Raw genomic sequence first — 3,096 nt, 5'->3', positions numbered from 1 at the left:
CTCCCGCCCCCCCCCTATACCCACCCTGCTTTTGGCGGGGCCCGGTTATTTTGTTAAAATCCCCCCGGCCCGGGGGGGGGGGGGGTGGGGCCCCCCCGGGGGGGGTGCTGGACCACGAGGCGGCGACCGAGGGCGGATCGCAGCCGGAGAAGCCCGAGCTCCGCCGCAAGCGCCGTGCCGCGAAGACCGCTTCGCGCAAGCGCTCGCCGAAGCCCGATCCTGACAAGCGCTCCTACGTGTGCAGCGTCCGTCTCAACACCGCCGAGAAGCAGCAGCTCGCCGGCGCCGCCGCTGCCGCCCGTACGAGCCTTCCGGCCTTCCTCGCCCGCGCTGCGTTGGCCGCTGCCCGTGACCCGGAGTCCGCAGCCGGTTCCATCGCCGGCGAACGCGAGCTGATCTCCGAGGTCTTCGCCGCGCGCCGGCACCTCGGTCACGTCGGCAACAACCTCAACCAGATCGCCCGGGCGGTCAACTCCGGCGACCGGCCAGCGGACGCACAGCTTGACGCCGTCCTCGACGCCGTCCGCCGGGCGACCGAGCGCGTCCAGGCCGCCACCGACAAGCTCCTCGAAGGCCGCTAGGAACATGGTCCCGAAGATCCACAAGCGCGGGAAGCGCACCATCGGCCTGCTCTACTACCTATACGGGCCGGGCAAGGCCGAGGAACACGTAGACCCGCACCTCGTGGCGTCCTGGGACCAGGCCGCCCCCGACCCCGGCCGCGATCCTGAAGCGACGTACAAGCAGCTCCAGCAGCTCCTCGACCAGCCCCTCGCCCTCCTCACCGACGACCAGCGGGCGAAGCCGCACGTGTGGCACCTGTCCGTGCGCAACGGTCCCACCGACCGGCTCCTCACGGACGAGGAGTGGGGCGACGTCGCCCGGCGCATGGTTGCCGCCGCCGGCATCGACGACCCCGACCAGGGCGCGGGCTGCCGCTGGGTCGCCGTCAGGCACGCCGACGACCACATCCACATCCTCGCCACCCTCGCCCGCGAGGACGGCTACCGGCCCGACCTCGACCGCGACGCCGTCCGCGTCCAGGCCGAGGCCCGCCTCCTGGAGCAGGAACTCGGGCTGCGCCGCCTCAAGCCCGGCGACGGCACCGCCGCCCAGCGGCCCACCAGCGCCGAACGACACAAGGCCGAGCGCCAGGGCCGCGAGCGCACCGCCCGCGAAGAACTCCGTGAGACCGTGCGGCGGGCTGTGGCCGGCGCGGTCAGCGAGGAGGAGTTCTTCGGCCGCCTGGCCGCCGCCGGTCTTCTGGTGAAGACGCGCGTGGCCCCGTCCGGTGACCTGCTGGGCTTCAAGGTCGCACTGCCCGACGACCGCAACAAGGACGGCGAACCCGTGTACTACCCCGGCGCCCGCCTCGCCCCCGACCTCAGCCTGCCCCGCATCCGCGAACGCTGGTCCGCGGACACTGTCCCCCAGGACGGCGACACGGTCCGGCCCCTGCGCCCTGCGGACCCGGCCATGGCGCGGCGCAGCACAGCGGCGGTCGCCTGGCAGGCCCTCCTGATCGTCGAGCAGGGCGAGGACGGCCTGGCCGCCGCGCACATCGCCGCCGCCGGCGAGGTCCTCGACGCGCTCGCGAAGACGTCCGCCGCCCACACCCGAAGCGACCTCCAGGAAGCAGCCCGGGCGTTCGAGCGCGCCTCCCGCTCGCACGTCCGCGCCGTACGCGGGCACGACCGTGCCCTGCGGCAGGCCGCCCGCGATCTCGTTCGCGGCGGGCCGGCCCTCGGCCGCGGCGAGGACGGCGCGAGCACCGCCATGGCGATCGACATGCTGTTCTTCCTGATCACCGCCGCCGCCCACTGGCACGCGAGGAAGGGCCACGCGCAGCAGGCCGAGGCCGCCCAGCAGGCCGCCGAGCACCTTCGCTCCGCCTACCGGACCGCCGCCGGCCACCCGCTCGCCGTACTCCACCAGCGCGGCCGGCGCCTCTCCCGGCCCCTGCTCCAGCAGCAGACCGCCATCCTGCGCGAGGCAGTCCCCCACCTCGCCGAGCAGGTCCTCGCCGAGGAGGGGTGGCACGCCCTGGCGGCCACGATCGCTGACGTCGAGGCCGCGGGCCACGACCCGGCCGTCCTGCTCGCTGATGTGGCGGGCCGCCGCGAGCTGGGCACGGCCGAGTCAGTCAGCGACGTCCTGGTGTGGCGACTGCGCCGCGCCGCAGATCTTCCGGCTGACGCCGCGAGCGCTCCCGTTCCTCAGCGCATGCCTGGCACAGCCTCTACTCAGCCTCGCGACCGGGACCGCCGACGGCACCGGTAGCCGGCTCCGCCGTTCACGGATTCGAGAGTTGCCCGACGTCCCGCCCGTGGGGCACTCTCGTCGTCCGCTGCCGGGGCGAGGCAGCCGAATGCGAGGGGAGGCCGTATGTTCGGGCGTAGGAAGGCGCGGAAGAGCGAGGGCGAGCTGGGGCCGGCGGGTGCGCCGTGGCTGGACTACCCAGCGCCGACATGGCCGCAGGAGGCCGCGCCCGTCGAGGAGACCCCGGCCGCGCCGGCGGGCGAGGACTTCCTCCCGGCGGACCTCCGGCTCGATCTGAGCACGAAACGCTTCCTCGTGTGGCGCCGCCCGCTGGTCCTGGAGGGCGAAGTCCGCTCCTGCCCGCAGTGCGCGGCGTACCGCGACTGGGCCATCCTCGCGGTGGAGGGCCAGATCTGGCTCCGGTGCCCTGCCAAGCATGTGACGCCGGAGCCTCGCCTGAGTCTCGAATGGTTCAACCGGAACGCCGGTCCCACCAGCTCGACGTACGGCTCCCTGGACGAGGGCCTGGACGACTTTGGCCTCTGAACCGGTGACGTGGTCCCGCGCCCTGCTCAGCCGCCCCGGGTGCGGCTGGCTTCCCGGACCGCGAGCTCGCCGCCGGCCTCCACGCCGCTGAGGGTATGCGCCGAGCCGGTCCGGAGGAAACCAGGTGCCGGGCGGCCCGACCTCCCGGAAGAATCCAAGGACGCTCGCCAAAGGGCCCGGTGCCAGGTCGAATGACCGGGCACCGGGGCCGGTTTGTGGTGGTGTGTGTGCTGTGGGGCGGGTGTTGGGCCCGAAGAGGTACGAGGCCCTGCGGGCGGCTGACCCCCCGGG

Annotated in this window: 3 protein-coding genes; all 3 read left to right on the top strand. The window is 73.9% G+C overall.

What is annotated here, in order from left to right; genetic code table 11:
• Positions 1–104 precede the first annotated feature (104 nt).
• Positions 105–581, top strand: a complete 477-nt coding sequence (locus tag ACWFR1_RS14085) for a plasmid mobilization protein (RefSeq protein ID WP_453550388.1) — start codon at positions 105–107, stop codon at positions 579–581.
• A 4-nt stretch (positions 582–585) separates the two neighbouring features.
• Positions 586–2,280, top strand: a complete 1,695-nt coding sequence (locus ACWFR1_RS14080; RefSeq protein ID WP_453550385.1) for a mobilization protein — start codon at positions 586–588, stop codon at positions 2,278–2,280.
• Positions 2,281–2,385: 105 nt separating this feature from the next.
• Positions 2,386–2,805 carry a hypothetical protein gene (locus tag ACWFR1_RS14075; protein ID WP_453550383.1) on the top strand — a complete coding sequence of 140 codons (420 nt, stop codon included), beginning with the start codon at positions 2,386–2,388 and terminating at the stop codon, positions 2,803–2,805.
• The last annotated feature ends 291 nt before the right edge of the window (positions 2,806–3,096 follow it).

This window comes from Streptomyces sp. NPDC055103, from assembly GCF_053607625.1.
This window is presented reverse-complemented; position numbering and strand designations above follow the sequence as displayed.

What these genes read in the sequence shown, in the direction of transcription:
- ACWFR1_RS14080 (WP_453550385.1), top strand. Translation starts at nt 586, where the DNA reads ATGGTCCCGAAGATCCACAAGCGCGGGAAGCGCACCATCGGCCTGCTC.
- ACWFR1_RS14075 (WP_453550383.1), top strand. Translation starts at nt 2,386, where the DNA reads ATGTTCGGGCGTAGGAAGGCGCGGAAGAGCGAGGGCGAGCTGGGGCCG.